This is a genomic window from Aquicoccus sp. (assembly GCF_041686535.1).
Taxonomy (GTDB): domain Bacteria; phylum Pseudomonadota; class Alphaproteobacteria; order Rhodobacterales; family Rhodobacteraceae; genus Aquicoccus.
In genome coordinates this window covers 15,481-32,124 of sequence record NZ_JAWLDS010000032.1, presented here as the reverse complement: position 1 = coordinate 32,124, position 16,644 = coordinate 15,481, and the positions used below count along the sequence as shown (strand labels likewise).

16 protein-coding genes are annotated in these 16,644 nt (G+C 61.3%); 8 read left to right on the top strand and 8 right to left on the bottom strand.

Annotated features, from left to right (window positions below; all coding sequences use genetic code 11):
* Positions 1-376: 376 nt before the first annotated feature.
* A complete protein-coding gene (locus tag ACESL9_RS09020; RefSeq protein WP_372674739.1) occupies positions 377-1,465 on the top strand; it encodes a hypothetical protein in 1,089 nt (362 codons plus the stop codon).
* 45 nt (positions 1,466-1,510) lie between these two features.
* Here ACESL9_RS09020 and ACESL9_RS09015 read toward each other — a convergent pair whose 3' ends face one another.
* The gene (locus ACESL9_RS09015) at positions 1,511-2,074 is read right to left on the bottom strand and encodes a gamma carbonic anhydrase family protein (protein WP_372612132.1); all 564 of its coding nucleotides are present in this window, start codon (positions 2,072-2,074) and stop codon (positions 1,511-1,513) included.
* A 130-nt stretch (positions 2,075-2,204) separates the two neighbouring features.
* Between ACESL9_RS09015 and ACESL9_RS09010 the strand changes: the two genes are divergently transcribed.
* Positions 2,205-3,014 (top strand): lytic transglycosylase domain-containing protein, encoded by an 810-nt coding sequence (locus ACESL9_RS09010; RefSeq protein ID WP_372674738.1) that lies wholly within the window; start codon positions 2,205-2,207, stop codon positions 3,012-3,014.
* A 149-nt stretch (positions 3,015-3,163) separates the two neighbouring features.
* Here the strand turns inward: ACESL9_RS09010 and ACESL9_RS09005 are convergent, their stop codons facing one another.
* Positions 3,164-3,904 carry a heme-dependent oxidative N-demethylase family protein gene (locus tag ACESL9_RS09005; RefSeq protein ID WP_372612128.1) on the bottom strand — a complete coding sequence of 247 codons (741 nt, stop codon included), beginning with the start codon at positions 3,902-3,904 and terminating at the stop codon, positions 3,164-3,166.
* A 193-nt stretch (positions 3,905-4,097) separates the two neighbouring features.
* Here ACESL9_RS09005 and ACESL9_RS09000 point away from each other — a divergent pair, with 193 nt between their 5' ends.
* From ACESL9_RS09000 to ACESL9_RS08980, 5 genes are all read left to right on the top strand, one after another.
* On the top strand, positions 4,098-5,321 hold the full coding sequence (locus ACESL9_RS09000) for an alpha/beta fold hydrolase (RefSeq protein WP_372612126.1): 1,224 nt from the start codon (positions 4,098-4,100) through the stop codon (positions 5,319-5,321).
* Between the two features lie 164 nt (positions 5,322-5,485).
* Positions 5,486-5,740 (top strand): DUF6455 family protein, encoded by a 255-nt coding sequence (locus tag ACESL9_RS08995; protein WP_372612124.1) that lies wholly within the window; start codon positions 5,486-5,488, stop codon positions 5,738-5,740.
* 179 nt (positions 5,741-5,919) lie between these two features.
* Positions 5,920-7,233 carry an adenylosuccinate lyase gene (gene purB, locus ACESL9_RS08990; protein ID WP_372612122.1) on the top strand — a complete coding sequence of 438 codons (1,314 nt, stop codon included), beginning with the start codon at positions 5,920-5,922 and terminating at the stop codon, positions 7,231-7,233.
* Between the two features lie 234 nt (positions 7,234-7,467).
* Positions 7,468-7,626: a carbohydrate-binding module family 14 protein gene (locus ACESL9_RS08985; protein ID WP_372612120.1), complete on the top strand. Its 159-nt coding sequence runs from the start codon at positions 7,468-7,470 to the stop codon at positions 7,624-7,626.
* 143 nt (positions 7,627-7,769) lie between these two features.
* Positions 7,770-8,888, top strand: a complete 1,119-nt coding sequence (locus tag ACESL9_RS08980; RefSeq protein WP_372674737.1) for a flagellar motor switch protein FliG — start codon at positions 7,770-7,772, stop codon at positions 8,886-8,888.
* Between the two features lie 27 nt (positions 8,889-8,915).
* On the opposite strand, the gene ACESL9_RS08975 is transcribed toward ACESL9_RS08980, so the two are convergent.
* From ACESL9_RS08975 to ACESL9_RS08955, 5 genes are all read right to left on the bottom strand, one after another.
* Entirely contained in the window at positions 8,916-9,500 is a 585-nt protein-coding gene (locus ACESL9_RS08975) for an HNH endonuclease (protein ID WP_372612203.1), read from the bottom strand.
* Positions 9,501-9,806: 306 nt separating this feature from the next.
* Positions 9,807-10,961 (bottom strand): endolytic transglycosylase MltG, encoded by a 1,155-nt coding sequence (gene mltG, locus ACESL9_RS08970; protein WP_372612116.1) that lies wholly within the window; start codon positions 10,959-10,961, stop codon positions 9,807-9,809.
* A gap of 3 nt (positions 10,962-10,964) precedes the next feature.
* Positions 10,965-12,221, bottom strand: a complete 1,257-nt coding sequence (gene fabF, locus ACESL9_RS08965; protein WP_372612114.1) for a beta-ketoacyl-ACP synthase II — start codon at positions 12,219-12,221, stop codon at positions 10,965-10,967.
* A 105-nt stretch (positions 12,222-12,326) separates the two neighbouring features.
* Positions 12,327-13,070, bottom strand: a complete 744-nt coding sequence (locus ACESL9_RS08960) for a HisA/HisF-related TIM barrel protein (RefSeq protein ID WP_372612112.1) — start codon at positions 13,068-13,070, stop codon at positions 12,327-12,329.
* A 196-nt stretch (positions 13,071-13,266) separates the two neighbouring features.
* Positions 13,267-13,500 carry an acyl carrier protein gene (locus ACESL9_RS08955; RefSeq protein WP_111362320.1) on the bottom strand — a complete coding sequence of 78 codons (234 nt, stop codon included), beginning with the start codon at positions 13,498-13,500 and terminating at the stop codon, positions 13,267-13,269.
* Between the two features lie 390 nt (positions 13,501-13,890).
* On the opposite strand from ACESL9_RS08955, the gene ACESL9_RS08950 reads away from it, so the two are divergent.
* Entirely contained in the window at positions 13,891-15,483 is a 1,593-nt protein-coding gene (locus ACESL9_RS08950; protein WP_372674736.1) for an FMN-binding glutamate synthase family protein, read from the top strand.
* A gap of 50 nt (positions 15,484-15,533) precedes the next feature.
* Here ACESL9_RS08950 and ACESL9_RS08945 read toward each other — a convergent pair whose 3' ends face one another.
* On the bottom strand, positions 15,534-16,424 hold the full coding sequence (locus ACESL9_RS08945; protein WP_372612108.1) for a LysR substrate-binding domain-containing protein: 891 nt from the start codon (positions 16,422-16,424) through the stop codon (positions 15,534-15,536).
* Positions 16,425-16,644 lie beyond the last annotated feature (220 nt).

Here is a 16,644-nt window from a genome sequence, read left to right as displayed (position 1 = left end):
GCGGCAGCCGGATGTCACCCCCCCGAATCCGGCCGATGCGCCGCGTTAACGCTTTGTGGCCGATTGTGGCAAAATGTGGCAAAATCACGGCACGCGGGCGTCGCGAAACCCATGCGCCGCCCGAATGGCGCAAGGCTTTCCGCATGGCCTCAAGCTCGAATATGGGCCGACAGCTCCGTGAAAACGCACGTCAGCGGCACGTGGGACGGCCTGAAACATGCCGATTTGCTTGGACAATCCGCAGCCATCTGCGGAAATGGCCCGGCAATTAAGACAATATTGCCCTTATTGTCTCGCAAAAATCCACAATTCGCACAAAATACGTCCTTAATTTCCTGCTCAATTTAGAACGAACTGATGGCCGGAGGATTCCACCATGACGAGCAGAGCCAACAGTACGATTGCGGCGCTTTGCTACGCCACCCCGTCAAACCTCGACTTCACGGTTCTCGCAGCCGAGTTGGAAGAGGCATTGCGAAGCAACCCTGCGCTCGATGTGCGGGTGTCGTCACAGTATGACGACTTCATCTTCCTTGACCTTTCGGGGCTGCGCATCTGCCTCGCCTTCTGCGATTTCACGAAGGAATTCAAGCATGTCGAGGCGCTTCGCCCCTATGCAGAATGTCTCGTGATGGCCGTTGGCACGCGTGAGGACATGCCCAGCGACGGCCCCCTTTTCGAACGGCGCAACTTTGTGTTCGACGGGTTGGTCGAGCGGGTCGAAAGCCACCACCCCCCGGATCGGTTCCTGCGGATCGAGCTGGTCGAGGCCTTTTCAGAGGATCTCTACGACGCAGTCATCGATCACATCTGGCAAGTGCTGCAAGACGAAACCGACGAGGCGCATGTCTGGGCGGAGCCCGAGATCGGCCCCGAGATCACAGCCGCTTCCTCGTCCAACCCGTCCAGCGAGGAAGAAAAGCCCAGGAAAGCGCATGTAAGCCCCGTCACGGACATCATGCCCGATGATGTTCTCGATGATCTCGCACGGCGCTATGACGCCGAGCGAAGCAACCGTGCGGCTGGCTCCTCCTATGGCGCAGCCAGCTTGAACACAGTGGAAACGCCCAAGGCAGAACCCGAGCCCCCGCGTATCCGCCCGACCCATCCGGCGATCAACGCGGATCGCGCCAGGTCACGCACAAGGCCCAATCGGCCCAGGACGGCGCCGCGACGCGACAAGGTCTGGCTGGAAAACGCACGGCTAAGGATGGCGCTCTATCCGCCCGAGGATGAGTTGCCACAACCGCAACAGGCAAAACCCCTTGTGCATCGTGCCGCGATCCACTCGATGAACGCATCGGTCATCGCGTTTTCGCTGCCGCTGGGCGCCGCTGTTCTGACCTATACGATCCTCGGTCGCGAGAGCTTTGAATTCAGCGGTCGCATGGCGGCGCTGACCGGGTTCATCATGGGAACCTCGCAAACCCAGCTGGGCGCTCAGCTTCTGTCTGCTTTCGTCTGACGCCACGTCGCGCTCGAGCGCGCGGGATCTCCCGATCCCGCACGCTCAACTGCCGAACATCGACGCAAGCTGCGCCATTTGATCTTCGCTCAGCCGGTCGCGCCCCTGCGCATAGTTTCGGGCATTCATCTCGTAAAACCTTGCGTTTCCGATGTTCTTTGCCCCACAATCCCGCGTTGCGATCTGTTTGGCCGGCACCCCGGCAATGACCGAGTTTGCCGGAAAGTCCGCATTCTCGGTTACGATCGAATGACCCGCCACGATCGAATTGGCCCCGATCCTTGCCCCGTCCATGATCGTGGCACTGATTCCGATAAGGCAACGGTCGCCAATTTCACAACCGTGCAGCGTGACATGATGCGTGATCGAGCAATCCTCGCCCACGATGGTCGGCGTGAACGCGCCCACATGGATCATCACGAAATCCTGGACATTGCTGCGCGCTCCGATACGGATCTCGTGCATTTCGGCCCGGGTCACGACATTGGGCCAGATTGACGCGCCAGGCCCGATATGGACCTTGCCGTAAAGCTGCGCCGAAGCGTGCACCAGCGCAGGTTCATCCAGCACCACGTCCTTGCCGATATGGCCCATGCCACTCTCCTCCATTGATCCTTGCCTCAGGCTGCACGTAACCCCATCCCAAGGTCAAGTAGCGCTGGGCGAACGCTTTTCCTTTGCGGGCCAGCTTGCTACCGGCTAATCTCGAAGCGGAATGGGACAGTTTCCGGAGATATCCATGCGTCTGCCTGCGGCCTTGAAGGCCACCGCCCTGTCCGGTGTCGTTCTTGTTCTTGGCGGGACGGCTCTCGCTGTCGAGTGCGGCAACACGGCAAGCGGTTTCGAGCAGTGGAAATCAGGATTCGCAAGCGATGCCGAACGCGCGGGTGTCGGCCCTGCGGGACTTCTGGCGCTGGCCAAGACCCGTTATGCCGGTGCGACAATCGCAGCCGACCGCAATCAGAAAAGCTTTCGCTACAGTCTCGAGAAATTCATGCAGATACGTGGCGCCAGCACCATTATCGCGCAGGGCCGCAACAAAAAGTCACGCAATCCCGCATTTTACCAGTCGCTCGAACGGATTTACGGCGTGCCGGCGGGGATACTGATAGCAATTCATGGAATGGAAACAGCCTTTGGCAGCTTCATGGGCGATTCAAACGTGGTCCCGGCCATCGTCACGCTGGCCTACGACTGCCGCCGCTCGGATTTCTTCCGCCCTCATGCCATAGGGGCGCTCAGGATGGTCGACACCGGGTCGATCACCCCCGCCACCAAGGGCGCCAAGCATGGTGAACTGGGCCACACCCAGTTCCTACCGGGCAACGCGCTCGAATACGGGGTGGACGGCAACGGCGATGGGCGGATCGATTTCTACAACCAGGTGGACGCGCTGGCCTCGACCGCCAACTACCTGCGCGCCAAGGGTTGGAAACCGGGCCAGCCCTATCACAAGGGCACCCACAACTATGCCGTGCTGAAGGAATGGAATGCGGCCTCGGTCTATCAGGAAACGCTCTCGATCATGGGTGCGCAAATCGACCGTTAGTGTTCGTTGCCCGATACACAGTGCAGCATCCAGCCAACCACACAATCGCATGGCGTCAACGAGCGCGGGGCAACCATGCTGCGGAGCTGTGCTTCTGGAAACGCGCGAAAGGAGAGCATCTGTCCAGGAGGAAGGCCCAGCAGGCGCGCTTAAATCCCCGGCACATCCGTTCGCGCCAGGACGTATGTATGAATGCCGAACACCACCGAGCGGCTTTTCGGCAGGCGGCGGATGGTCTGCATCTCGGAGCGAAGGTAGCGCGCATGCGCCGGATCTACCCTGTCGCGCCTTTCGCCCTCACGTCGGGGCTGATGCAGGGCCGGATCATCATACCAAAGCACGTTGAACCGCCATAGCGGACGCTCAGGGCGCACTCCGTCAAACAATCGCTGTACCCGCCGCGCGATATTGTCGTCATAGCTCTCGACAGGAATGTGAATTCCCACCAGCGGGCGCCGAAATTTCTCATCCAGCGACCAGCTGGCCGGAAAACACAGCACCGCGCCCAGCAGCACATGTTCTTCGCCGCGCTTGTCGAGAATGCAGAAATCCTCCTGCACCAGTCGTCCCAGCGTGGCCATCGGATCGCCCCGGTCGATCCTGACCTGCCTGCCGTCGGGGCGTATCACCGCATCACCCGCGCGCTGGTACTGCCCGGTGCCCAGGACCTGCGCCAGCACCAGGTCAAGCAGGTCTTCAGCCGCGGACCGTGCGCTTTCATCGAGCGCGATCACCGCCGCACGGTGTCCGGAAATCAGCCGTTCACGCTCAGCCATCTGTTCGGCAAAAGCCTCGTCCACCCGAAGCCAGCCACGCGGTTCGAGCGGCGCAATCCCAGGCAGGGGGCGCGGAGCGTTCACGTCATAGGGAATGGTACGTTGCAGGATCATGCGCCGTGAGTAGCCCGTTCCAAGATCGACGCCAAGCCCCGGAACGCCCGTTCATATCACTATACCAGACCCGTTCCTGTCGCAGACACCTTTGCTCACAGCAACGTCATCTGCATGAAACATGGCTTGCACCGCGCCGAACCCTCACCCACCCTTGCACCAATCGATCAACCAGTCGCGAAAGGACCACCTCATGCCCAGCGAGAAGATCACCTTCACCGGTCACGATGGGCATGACCTTGCCGCACGGCTCGACCGGCCATCGGGGCCGCACCTGGCCACCGCGCTCTTTGCGCATTGCTTTACCTGCTCCAAGGACATCCCCGCCGCGCGGCGCATCGCGCAGCGCCTCAACGCGGCGGGCATTGCGGTGCTTCGCTTCGATTTCACCGGTCTGGGCCATTCCGAGGGCGAGTTTGCCAACACCTCCTTCGCCACCAATCTTTCCGATCTCAAGGCAGCCGCTACATGGCTGTCGGAAAACGACATGGCCCCTGACCTGCTCATCGGCCATTCGCTGGGCGGGGCGGCAATGCTGGCGGCGGCGGGCGACATCCAGTCGGCGCGTGCCGTCGCAACCATCGGCGCGCCATTTGATCCCGCACATGTCACGCATCATTTCTCTGACAGGATAGACACGATTTGCCGCGAGGGCGAGGCTGAGGTCGACCTCGGAGGGCGACCCTTCATCATCAGCCGCGACTTCATCGAGGACATCTCGTCGCGCAACCTCGCCCATGCGGTCGAAAACCTAAAACGCGCGCTTCTCATCCTGCATGCACCGCGCGACACCGTGGTCGGCATCGACAATGCCGCCGACATCTTCAAAGCGGCCAAGCATCCCAAGAGTTTCGTGACGCTCGACGATGCCGATCACCTGATCTCGGACGCCTCTGATGCAGAATATGCTGCCGGCGTCATCGCCGCCTGGGCCACGCGCTACCTGGAAATCAAACACCCCGCCCCGCCTCCAGGCGCGCCCGAAGGCGTGACACGCGTCTCGGAATCCGAACCCGAGGGTTTCTTGCAAGACATCACCTCGGGCCCGCGCCATCACGTGCTGGCCGACGAACCAGAATCATATGGCGGCACCAATCGCGGCATGTCTCCCTACGGGTTTCTTGCCTCGGGTCTTGGGGCCTGCACCTCTATGACGATCCGCATGTATGCCCGCCGCAAGGGCTGGCCGCTCGACCATGTGCAGGTGGATGTTTGCCACGACAAGGTGCATGCTCAGGACGCAGGCTCGGCCGAGAAATCCGAAAAGATCGACTCTTTTCGTCGCGAAATCACCCTCACCGGAGATTTGAGCGAGGAGCAGCGCCAGCGGCTTCTCGAGATCGCAGACAAATGTCCGGTGCACCGCACTCTGGAACGCAGCTCGGAAATTGTCACCACCCTGACCGATTCGGCGTGACAGTTGCGGCCGGATCGACCCGGCCACCCCGCGAGCCTGCTTAATTCGGCCCCTCGACGGCTGGCTTGACGCAGATCAAGGCGCAGCCGACGCGCAGCGGACATGCTGGGACACCGGGGCCGGCCTTGTCGTTCAAATGCCGGCCCATCAGTTCGGAGGAACACATGGGATTCTTTTCCAGAATTTCGCAAAGCGCCGACCTCGTGCACGGCATGGCCGCACGTCTGGGGGCGGATGTCACCAACCCGATCCTGCGCAACCCGGATCAGGGAGCGCTTGATTTCCAAGCGATGATCCTGCGCTGTTCGGCCTGCACCGATCAGGTTGGCTGCGCAAATCTTCAGGCGCGCTGCACTCATCTTGAAAACGCGCCCGCCTACTGCCTGAACAAGGCTGAGTTCGACCCGCCCACCACCTGAGGCGTGCGACATTACATTGGTGGTAACGGACCTCCACTCGGTCATCTGCGCCTTGGTGGTTAAGGCATGGGATCGGCGGCGGCACAGCGTATTGCGCCATCCCGGCCAACCGTGCCTTGTGATCGCGTCGTCTCCGGTCTATCACCGCGGCAAATGACCCAACCGCGAGACAACTGTCGATGATCCCCCGCTATGCCCGCCCCGAGATGACCTCCATCTGGGAGCCCGCCACCAAGTTCCGCATCTGGTACGAGATCGAGGCCCATGCCTGCGAAGCGCAGGCTGATCTGGGCGTGATCCCGCGCGAGAACGCCGAGGCGGTGTGGAAAGCGAAGGACGTCGAATTCGACGTCGCCCGCATCGACGAGATCGAGGCCGTCACCAAACATGACGTGATCGCCTTCCTTACCCACCTTGCCGAGATCATCGGCAATGACGCGGCCCGCTTTGTTCATCAGGGCATGACCAGTTCCGACGTGCTCGACACCACGCTCAACATCCAGCTGGTGCGCGCCGCCGACATCCTGCTGGTCGATCTCGACAAGGTGCTGGCCGCTCTGAAGCAACGCGCCTACGAGCACAAGGACACGGTACGCATCGGGCGCAGCCACGGCATCCACGCCGAGCCCACCACGATGGGGCTGACCTTCGCGCGGTTCTATGCCGAGATGGACCGCAATCGCAATCGGCTCGAAAAGGCCCGTTGGGAAATCGCCACCGGCGCGATTTCCGGCGCGGTCGGCACCTTCGCCAATATCGACCCTGCGGTCGAAGAGCATGTCTGCGCCAAGCTGGGTCTGCGGCCCGAACCGATCTCGACCCAGGTCATTCCACGCGATCGCCACGCGATGTTCTTTGCCACGCTGGGCGTGATCGCCAGCAGCATCGAGAACATCGCCATCGAGATTCGACACATGCAGCGTACAGAGGTTCTGGAGGCCGAGGAGTTCTTTTCCAAGGGCCAGAAAGGCAGTTCGGCCATGCCGCACAAACGTAACCCGGTGCTGACCGAGAACCTCACCGGGCTGTCGCGGCTGGTGCGCATGACTGTGATCCCGGCGATGGAGAACGTGGCGCTCTGGCATGAACGCGACATCTCGCATTCCTCGGTCGAACGCGGCATCGGGCCCGACGCCACCGTAACGCTCGATTTCGCGCTCAACCGGCTGGCCGGCGTGATCGAAAAGCTCGTAGTCTATCCCAAGACGATGCGGGAAAACATGGACAAATTCAAGGGCCTGGTGATGAGCCAGCGCGTGTTGCTTGCGCTCACCCAAGCCGGCGTGAGCCGCGAGGACGCCTATCGCCTGGTTCAACGCAATGCGATGAAGGTCTGGGAAACGGGCGCGGATTTCCGCGAGGAACTGCTCGCCGACGACGAGGTGCGCGCCGCTCTTTCCGAGGCCGATATCAACGAGAAGTTCGACCTTGGCTATCACACTAAGTATGTCGACACGATCTTTGCCCGGGTGTTTGACAGCCAGAAGGATTGACGCCGACCTCTCTCCGATCAACCCGCCTAGAGTCCAACCTGCGGACCATCGTCAGTACAATCTGCATCATTCCAAGGCAGAACCGAGTGTTTTGCCCGAGAAACAGGCTGGGCTGCAATCCGAGAGGCGTTACGCCTGTAAAGGCGAAGAGCCGCTGCGCGTCTCACAGTTTCGTGATCTTGGGGACGGGTGCATCATGGTAGCCTTTTGCCATCAGTGGGAAAGGAAGTCAGCATGCAAAAGAAACTCACACTCGCCGTCGTCGCGCTAGTTCTTGCGCCGGGCCTCGCGTCGGCCATGTGTTCGCGCGATCATGACAAGGCCATGACCTGTGCCGAAGGCTCGGTCTACAACCCTGAAACAGGAAGCTGCGTTCCGCAGACGACAAGCTGACAGGACGCGGCAATCGACGATCCGGCACCCCGGTACATGACATTGCAATTGGGCTTTGAGTGTCGCTCAGCCTGTTTCAGTTCAGCGTTTGTTAACGGGTCAACCGGTAGCCTGTCCGTGAAGCGATTTTACCGGACCGTGCCATGCCGACGACAGATCTGACGCCGCTCACTCCACCAAAGGCCGCAAATGGACCTGGTATCGCGTCGCAACATTCACAGGACATGGGGTCGAGCGTCACCGCGCTGACACGACGACAAAAGGCCGCGATAATTGTCCGTTTCCTGATACAGGAGGGCGCGGACATTCCGATCGACGCTCTGCCTGACAACCTGCAATTGGCTCTTACACAGCAAATCGGCGCCATGCGCTATGTCGATCGCGACACGCTAGCCGCAGTGATCACCGAATTTGCAGACGAGCTCGACCGGATGGGGCTGATCTTTCCGGGTGATTTGGCCGGGGCGCTCACCGCACTCGACGGGCGCATATCACCCCAAACCGCGGCGCGCCTGCGCAAAGAGGCCGGAGTGCGCCAGATCGGTGATCCATGGGCGCTTATCCGGGCACAGGAAGCCGACGCACTGCTGCCCATTCTCATTCGCGAGAGCACGGAAGTCTCCGCCATTCTCCTGTCGAAACTTCCCGTGGCCAAGGCCGCCGAGCTGCTTCATCGCTTGCCCGGGGCACATGCGCGCCGCATTACCCATGCGATCACCCTTACCGGGAGTGTCAGGCCCGATACCGTCGATCGCATCGGCTTGTCGCTTGCCGCCGAATTCCAGATCCGGCCTGACCTCGCCTTTGATGAGGATCCGGTAGAACGGTTGGGCGCCATTCTCAATATCTCACCTGCCGATACGCGGAACCAGGTGCTTACCGGACTGGACGAAGATGATGCCGAATTCTCGCAAAAGCTGCGCAAGGCGATCTTCACCTTCGCTCATATTTCCGCGCGCGTCGCGCCGGCCGACATTCCAAGGGCCGTGCGGGAGATCGAACAACCCCGTCTCATCATTGCGCTTGCTCATGCACTGGCGGCGGAGGATGACCTCGCCACCACGGCCGAGTTCATTCTTGGCAATATCCCCAAACGCATGGCCGAAACCTTGCGAGAAGAAATCGGCGAGGTCGGTCGCGTAAAGCCGAAAGAGGGCGAAGCGGCGATGAACGAACTGGTCGGCGCAATCCGTGCACTCGAAATGGCCGGGGAAATCAGTCTCAGGACTGCCGATGACGACGACGAGGTGGAAATCGATTGACCAGGCCCCCTCACCAACTGGCTGGGGTCAGGCGTCCAGTTCCGCGTCCCAGTAAAGAAAATCCAGCCAACTGTCATGCAGATGGCCGGGCGGGAATTTGCGGCCCAGGTTGCGCAATTCCTCGGCACCAGGCATACGGGGTGGCTTTTGCAGACTCATCCGCGCCTCGCGCAGGCTTTTCGACCCTTTCTTGAGATTGCAACTGCTGCATGCAGCGACCACGTTCTGCCAACTGGTCACGCCCCCGGCCGCGCGCGGCACGACGTGATCAAAGGTCAAGTCACCCTTCGCCCCGCAATACTGACAGCGGAATTCGTCCCGCAGAAAAAGATTGAAGCGCGTGAAGGCCACGCGCTTCCTTGGTCTGACATAATCCTTCAGAACCACGACCGAGGGCACCCTTATCTCTGTACTGGGGGATCGGACCACGTGGTCGTATTCCGCAACGATATCCACCCGATCCAGCCAGGCCGCCTTGACCGCTTCCTGCCACGGCCAAAGACTCAGCGGGTAATAGGACAAGGGACGATAGTCGGCATTCAGCACCAAGGCCGGAAACTGCTTGAGTGCGCCAGGTTGCCTTACGAAATCACTTCTGAAGTCTCCATCCATGTCCTTACCGCCCGACCCCTGCGGGCGTTGCCATCCGCCCCCGTCATTGCGTTTACTATATATCGTGGAAGAAACCCTGCAAGCCCCACGATATCGGGTTGTCGCCCAAGAGATAATTCGATGATGCAACAGCGGCATGACAATCGCAAATCATGGGACAAGCAATTGAATCTGCGCAATAATCTTGTGGTCAACGCTCGCACCCGGAAACTCGGAGGCTGACCAGGGGCATATCAACCGGACCTTCGAAAATGATGCCCCGGCAGAATCGCACCGTCCACGCAACGACAAGCCCGCGCCTATAAATCAGTCCGAATTGCGCTGCGCTTCTATCTCACGCCACCTGCGGACATTCTCGTTGTGCTCTTCCAGCGTCTCTGCAAAGGCATGGCCACCCGTGCCATCAGCGACGAAAAAGACATAGCTCGTATCGTCAGGGTTCAAGGCAGCCTCGATGCTCGCCCGGCCCGGATTGGCGATCGGCGTCGGCGGCAACCCGTCGATTACATATGTGTTCCAAGGCGTCTCACCGCGCAATTCGCTTTGTCGCAAGCCGCGGTCCAGAATGTTCTGCCCGTTGGTTATACCATAAATCACGGTCGGATCAGTCTGAAGCCGCATGCCGCGGTTGAGCCGGTTGATGAACACGCTCGCCACTTGGCGGCGCTCGTCGGGCACCCCGGTCTCCTTCTCGATGATCGACGCCAGGATCAAGGCTTCTTCCGGCGTATCGATCGGCAATCCTTCGGCCCGGTTCTGCCACGCCTCTGTCAGGATCGCCTCCTGCGCGGCCGTCATCCGCGCGATAAGATCAGGGCGTGCATCGCCGACTTGCACATCGTAACTGTCTGGCGCAAGGCTGCCCTCTGCCGGCATCTCGTCGATCGTACCCTCGAGCACATCGATCTGAGCCAGCGCATTGACGACATGCCAGCTAGTGACACCTTCAGCCAATGCCACGCGATAGCGCGTATCGGCGCGTTCCCGGATCTCGGCATATGACGCCGGTGGCTCGTCTGACGACGGCTCGAAACTGGTCTTTTCCTCGAACCGGCTGGTCACGGGATCCAATTCGCGCACCTGTACTGTCGACCGCGTCACCCCGATCCGATAGACCACCTCGGTGCCACAGGTCGACGCCCCGCTGCGGGTTATGATATCCGCGATCTCGGCCATCGATGAACCGGCGGGCACCAGAAAGCTGCCCGCCTTGAGCTGCGATGCCTTGTCGGCGTAATCCATGCCGAGGCGAAAGATCGTGCCGGAGGAGACTGCACCCTCTTCCTCTAAGGCACGCGAAACGCGAGTGACATTGCTACCCGGCTCGACTCGCAAGCAAACCGGCTCTTCCAATGGCCCTTCGGACACATACTGGTTCTGACCCCACAAGATCACACCGCCCAGAAGGAAGGCGCCCACGATCAACAGCGTAATCGCGTTCGAGGCGATGTGTCGCCACATGGATCAGACCTTTCTGAATATCACGCTGGCATTGGTACCACCAAACCCGAAGCTGTTTGACAGCGCCACGTTCACCTCGCGCGGGCGCTTGGCGTTCGGGGCCAGGTCAATCGGGGTTTCAACCGCCGGATTGTCGAGGTTGATGGTGGGCGGCGCCACCTGATCACGAATCGCCAGAATCGAGAAGATGGCCTCGATCGCGCCGGCCGCACCCAACAGGTGCCCGGTCATCGACTTGGTCGAGGACATCGTGACCTTGCCCGCCGCATCACCCAACAGTCGCTCGACCGCGGCCAGTTCGATCACGTCGGCCATCGTCGATGTGCCATGCGCATTGATATAATCGAGCGCAGCCGGTTCCAGCCCTGAATCCCTGAGCGCCGCAGTCATCGACCGGAATCCGCCATCGCCATCCTCGCTGGGAGCGGTGATGTGATAGGCATCGCCCGAAAGCCCGTAGCCAGCAACCTCAGCATAGATCGTGGCGCCGCGCGCTTTGGCGTGTTCGTATTCCTCGAGCACGACCACGCCCGCCCCCTCGCCCATCACGAACCCGTCGCGATCGGCATCATAGGGGCGGCTCGCCGCCTCGGGGTCGTCGCTGCGCTTGGTCGAAAGCGCCTTGCAGGCGTTGAACCCGGCAATCCCGATCTCGCAAATTGCCGCCTCGGCCCCGCCTGCAATCATCACATCGGCATCCCCGTATTTGATCAGCCGCGCGGCATCACCGATCGCATGCGCGCCGGTCGAACAGGCCGTCACCACCGCATGGTTCGGCCCCTTGAACCCGTAGCGGATGCTCACCTGCCCAGAGATCAGGTTGATCAAAGCGCCCGGAATGAAGAAGGGCGAGACCCGCCGCGGCCCCTTTTCTGCCATCAGAAGGGTTGTCGCCTCGATGCTCTTCAACCCACCGATACCTGAACCGATCATCACGCCGGTACGCAGGCGGGCCTCTTCGTCCTGGGGCATCCAGTTCGCATCCCTGACCGCCTGATCGGCGGCGGCAATGCCGTAAAGGATGAAATCGTCGATCTTGCGCCGCTCCTTGACGTCGCAATGGGCATCGGCGTTGAATGTCCCATCATTGCCATCGCCATGCCGGACCTCACAGGCATAATCGGTCGTCACACGCGACGTGTCGAAAGAGGTAATCTTGCCCGCCCCGGATTGCCCATCCAGAATACGACTCCAGCTTTCCTCGACTCCAGACGCCAGCGGGGTAACAAGCCCCAATCCAGTGACAACCACTCGACGCATGAGAATGCCCTTCCCCAAACGGATTTCTTTCGCCGCTGTTTACGCGGCTTGAACAATCTCGGCAAGAGCCACGGCCGGAGCTTGGCGGATTTCGCCACCCGTCCGTCAGATGAACCTTGCCACTTCGCCGGGTTCCGGCCGCGCGATTTCGAGCGCTTCGGTCAAGTCGACATCGCGCGCGAACAGAGCCCGTCCAACCAGCGCACCGGAGATGTTGGGCACGTATTTAAGGCGCGAGATATCGTCGATTTCGCGCACGATCCCGCTTGCAATAACCGGGTGGCGCGTCTGTCCGGCCAGCCCGGTCAGTACACCCAGGCTCGCATCCGGTTCGTCGATATCACTGTCGATATCGGTGATCAGCACCCCGGCCAGCGGACTGTTCGCGTACGATGCCAGGAAATCCTCGGGCGCGATCGCGGAAGGCGTGGTCCAGCCATCTGTCATCAGCTTTCCCTGATGGATATCGAGTGCCACAACGATCTGGTCCGGATAGCGATCCGCCAGGAACTTGACCGTATCGGGATCACGCGTTGGCAGCGTTCCCAGCACGATCCGACCCGCGCCACGGTCGATCCAGCTTTCGACACGCTCGCGCGACCTGAAGCCCCCCGCCAATTGCACTGGGACTCGGGCGCGCAGAATGATCTTTTCGATCAGCGCATCATTGTTGCCACTGCCCGCCACCGCGTCGAAATCGGTAACATGGATCCACTCCGCTCCCGCTCCGGCCCAGGCGATGGCGGTCTCGACCGGATCGACATGGTAAATGGCCGGCTCTTCGAGGCGCCCGCGGTGCAGCGTGACGCATTTGCCGCCCTTGAGTTCCATCGTGGGGTAAATGATCATTGTCGAGTCCTCGGGTTTGGTGCCTCAGCATGCAGGCTTCGCCAGATCCTAACTCTTACCATATTCTGCGACTCGCTTCGAATCGACAGATTGCCGTCCGAATCCGCCCGCCGGTCCGGTTTCCGGGCGGACGCCAACGAAAACGCCCCCGCCGAACCGGCGGGGGCGCATGATGTCATTCTGTCCGAATAACGGATCAGGCGGCGTCGGAGATGAACTTCACCGCGTCGCCAAAGGTCTGGATGGTCTCGGCGGCATCATCCGGAATCTCGATGCCGAACTCTTCCTCGAAGGCCATGACCAGCTCGACCGTGTCGAGGCTGTCCGCGCCCAGATCGTCAATGAACGAAGCGTTCTCGACAACCTTGTCTTCTTCCACACCGAGGTGCTCCACAACGATTTTCTTCACGCGGTCAGCGACGTCGCTCATGTCATAGTCCTCATAAGTTCAGGGCCACTCGGCCCGGTTCTTGCCCTCGCCCCTCGGGGTCGTCGGTTCCATGGTGTCCCGCTGTCGGAACTGTCCAGCTCCGTCTCTCCCCCACCTTCCGGAAGGGTCGAAACGAACCTGATCCGCCCCCGTTTGAACGGAGACACAAAGTGAATCTGCGCCGCCTATAGCATATGAAAACACGAACGCAAACGCTTTCAAGTCTCCGCATGAGTGGCCGCCAACTGCGCCAAGACATCCCTCTGCGCGACGACCAGGCCAGCCCGGGGGCCGGATCACCAGGGTTGATCCGAATGCCAAAAAGCGCCAGCCTGTCCGCATACGGATGACATTGCGTCATCTCGCGATCGCCAGCCTGGGAGGAGGCCATTGCGTTACATACCGCTCATTGCCTTTCTGGCCTTGACGCTTTCTGGTCTGCTCGTCGCGGGCTGGCTGCCATTCTGGGGCGGTCTGGTTGCGGGGCTTGCGGGTATCGTCTCGGCTGTTGGTCTTCACGACCTGTTCCAGACCCGGCGCGCGGTGCTCAAGAACTATCCGATCTCGGCGCGACTGCGTTTCCTGTTCGAGCATTTCCGCCCCGAGATCCGCCAGTATTTCCTGGAGAGCGACCACGAAGAGACACCCTATTCACGCGAACAGCGCGCACTTGTCTATCGCCGCGCCAAGGGAATCGAGGGGCTGCGCCCGTTCGGGACACTTCGCAACGTCAACGAGATCGGGCACGAGTGGATCAACCATTCCATGGCCCCCACGCATCTCGACAGCCATGATTTCCGGGTGGCGGTCGGTGGGCCGGATTGCAAACAACCCTATGAAGCCTCGCCGCTCAACATCTCGGGCATGTCCTATGGCGCGCTTTCGCCTCATGCGATTGAATCGCTAAATTGGGGGGCGAGACTCGGCGGGTTCGCACACACCACTGGCGAAGGCTCGATCTCGCGCTTTCACCGCAAGCATGGAGGCGATCTGATCTGGCAGATCGGTTCGGGTTATTTCGGGTGCCGCACGCCCGACGGGGCCTTCAACCCTGAGAAGTTTGCCGAAACGGCTGCGGACGATCAGGTCAAGATGATCGAGGTCAAGCTGAGCCAGGGCGCCAAGCCCGGCCATGGGGGCATCCTACCGGGCGCCAAGGTCACAGAAGCCATCGCCGAGGCACGCGGAGTCGTCGTGGGCGAGGATTGCATCAGCCCACCGGGCCATTCGGAATTCACCACACCCGAGGAACTTTGTGCCTTCATCGCCCGGCTACGAGAACTGTCGGGCGGAAAGCCCGTCGGCCTCAAGCTCTGTGTCGGTCACCCGTGGGAATTCTTTGCCATGACCAAGGCCTTTGACTCGACCGGCATCACCCCTGATTTCATCACCATCGACGGGGCCGAAGGCGGCACCGGGGCGGCACCGGCCGAGTTTGCCGACCACAAGGGCGCGCCCATCCGCGAGGGATTGATGCTGGTGCATAATACGCTCGTGGGCATGGGCTTGCGCGACCGGATCAAGCTCATCGTGTCGGGCAAACTGATCAGTGCTTTCGACCTGTGCCGGATGTTCGCGCTCGGCGCTGATGGATGCAATATGGCGCGTGGTTTCATGTTCGCCGTGGGTTGCATCCAGGCGCAGGTGTGCCATTCCGGAAAATGCCCCACGGGTGTGACCACACAGGATCCGGGCCGCTACCGTGCGCTGGTCGTTGCGGACAAGTATCAGCGCGTGGCAAATTTCCACCGGAACACCATGATTGCGCTGAAAGAGGCCGTGGAATCTTCGGGCCTGCACGCCCCGCAGGACTTTACGCCGCATCACCTGATGATCCGGGTCAACAGCCGCGAGGTGCGCTCGGCCGCAAGCCAGTATCTGTGGCTTGAGCCTGGTGCGTTGCGCGCGGGCGAAGTCAGTCATCCCGCCTTTGCCAAATACTGGGATCGCGCCCGCGCCGACAGCTTCGATTTCGCAGCCTGAAAAGCCTTGGAACGCCGCTCGATCGCCAGGCGCGCGCCCTGAACCAACCGCTATTGACCGACCTCGACCGTCGCCGTCAACCACGCGCGGAACCGCTCGATCTCGGCCGAGCGTTTGGTGTCTTCCCGCGCCACGAGGTAAAATCCCTTGTCCATCGGCAATTCATAGGGCAGCGGCGACACCAGCAACCCCTGATCAAGGTACCGTTGTGCAAAACGGCGCATGATGATCGCGCAGCCTTGGCCGCTGGCCAGCATTTGAAGTGCCATCAGAGACGAGTCCGCCTTGAATCGTTGCGCCGGAGCCGGCAGGTCGAGATCGAACCGCGCCGAAAGCCGATCCCAATCGCCCTCGGAGCCGGTCACCTGAACCACGTCGGAAGCCGCAAGCGCCGCAATGGTCGGACCACCCTCGAAGGAGGCGGCGAAATCAGGGTGGCACACCACGCCGCCCCATTCCGAGCCGAGCGGCCAGATCCGGCTTTCCGGCCAGTCGCCGGTGCCGTGGCGAATGTCCACGTCGATCGCTGTGTCGTCCATGCGGTCGGACCAGACGGCGGTGGATAGCTGGATGTCGATATCGGGGTTGAGCGCGCGGAAGGCGATCAACTGCGGCGCCAGCACCAGCGCCCCGTACGAGATCGAGGCACGCACGCGCAGGGTCTTGCGACGTGGCACCTGGAACAATCCGTCGGTCGCCGATTGCATGTCGCGAAAGGATTTTCGGATCGGCTGCGCATAGGCCTGACCGATATCGGTCAGCTCGACCCCACGCGGCAGACGATGGAAGAGCCGCACGTTAAGATGCTGTTCCAAAAGCCTTATTTGCTGGCTCACCGCCGCCGGGGTCAGGGCCAGCTCGTCCGCGGCCGCGGTGAACGAACTGTGCCGGGCCGCCGCTTCGAAGGCGCGCAGCCAGATGACATGGGGCAGCTGGGTCATGCGATGTCCTTCATGCAAGCGGAGGCGTGGGCCGTGTTGCCAACGCATAGCGTGTTCGCAGGAACGGGTGAAACCCCATTTGCAGCGCACGGTGGGGTTAACACGGTCTTGCGCCATGAAATCAGGGGGGTGATCCCCGGCTGCCCCCCGGCTGCCGGGCGTGCACCGCCGCGGTGCGGCGCAAACGGGCCGGAATCGGGTAAACGCAGCGCGCGCTGCC

What these genes read in the sequence shown, in the direction of transcription:
- ACESL9_RS08975 (WP_372612203.1), bottom strand. Translation starts at nt 9,500, where the DNA reads ATGGATGGAGACTTCAGAAGTGATTTCGTAAGGCAACCTGGCGCACTC.
- ACESL9_RS08955 (WP_111362320.1), bottom strand. Translation starts at nt 13,500, where the DNA reads ATGAGCGACGTCGCTGACCGCGTGAAGAAAATCGTTGTGGAGCACCTC.
- mltG (WP_372612116.1), bottom strand. Translation starts at nt 10,961, where the DNA reads ATGTGGCGACACATCGCCTCGAACGCGATTACGCTGTTGATCGTGGGC.
- ACESL9_RS09005 (WP_372612128.1), bottom strand. Translation starts at nt 3,904, where the DNA reads ATGATCCTGCAACGTACCATTCCCTATGACGTGAACGCTCCGCGCCCC.
- ACESL9_RS09015 (WP_372612132.1), bottom strand. Translation starts at nt 2,074, where the DNA reads ATGGAGGAGAGTGGCATGGGCCATATCGGCAAGGACGTGGTGCTGGAT.
- ACESL9_RS09000 (WP_372612126.1), top strand. Translation starts at nt 4,098, where the DNA reads ATGCCCAGCGAGAAGATCACCTTCACCGGTCACGATGGGCATGACCTT.
- ACESL9_RS08995 (WP_372612124.1), top strand. Translation starts at nt 5,486, where the DNA reads ATGGGATTCTTTTCCAGAATTTCGCAAAGCGCCGACCTCGTGCACGGC.
- fabF (WP_372612114.1), bottom strand. Translation starts at nt 12,221, where the DNA reads ATGCGTCGAGTGGTTGTCACTGGATTGGGGCTTGTTACCCCGCTGGCG.
- ACESL9_RS09020 (WP_372674739.1), top strand. Translation starts at nt 377, where the DNA reads ATGACGAGCAGAGCCAACAGTACGATTGCGGCGCTTTGCTACGCCACC.
- ACESL9_RS08985 (WP_372612120.1), top strand. Translation starts at nt 7,468, where the DNA reads ATGCAAAAGAAACTCACACTCGCCGTCGTCGCGCTAGTTCTTGCGCCG.
- ACESL9_RS08945 (WP_372612108.1), bottom strand. Translation starts at nt 16,424, where the DNA reads ATGACCCAGCTGCCCCATGTCATCTGGCTGCGCGCCTTCGAAGCGGCG.
- ACESL9_RS09010 (WP_372674738.1), top strand. Translation starts at nt 2,205, where the DNA reads ATGCGTCTGCCTGCGGCCTTGAAGGCCACCGCCCTGTCCGGTGTCGTT.
- purB (WP_372612122.1), top strand. Translation starts at nt 5,920, where the DNA reads ATGATCCCCCGCTATGCCCGCCCCGAGATGACCTCCATCTGGGAGCCC.
- ACESL9_RS08960 (WP_372612112.1), bottom strand. Translation starts at nt 13,070, where the DNA reads ATGATCATTTACCCCACGATGGAACTCAAGGGCGGCAAATGCGTCACG.
- ACESL9_RS08980 (WP_372674737.1), top strand. Translation starts at nt 7,770, where the DNA reads ATGCCGACGACAGATCTGACGCCGCTCACTCCACCAAAGGCCGCAAAT.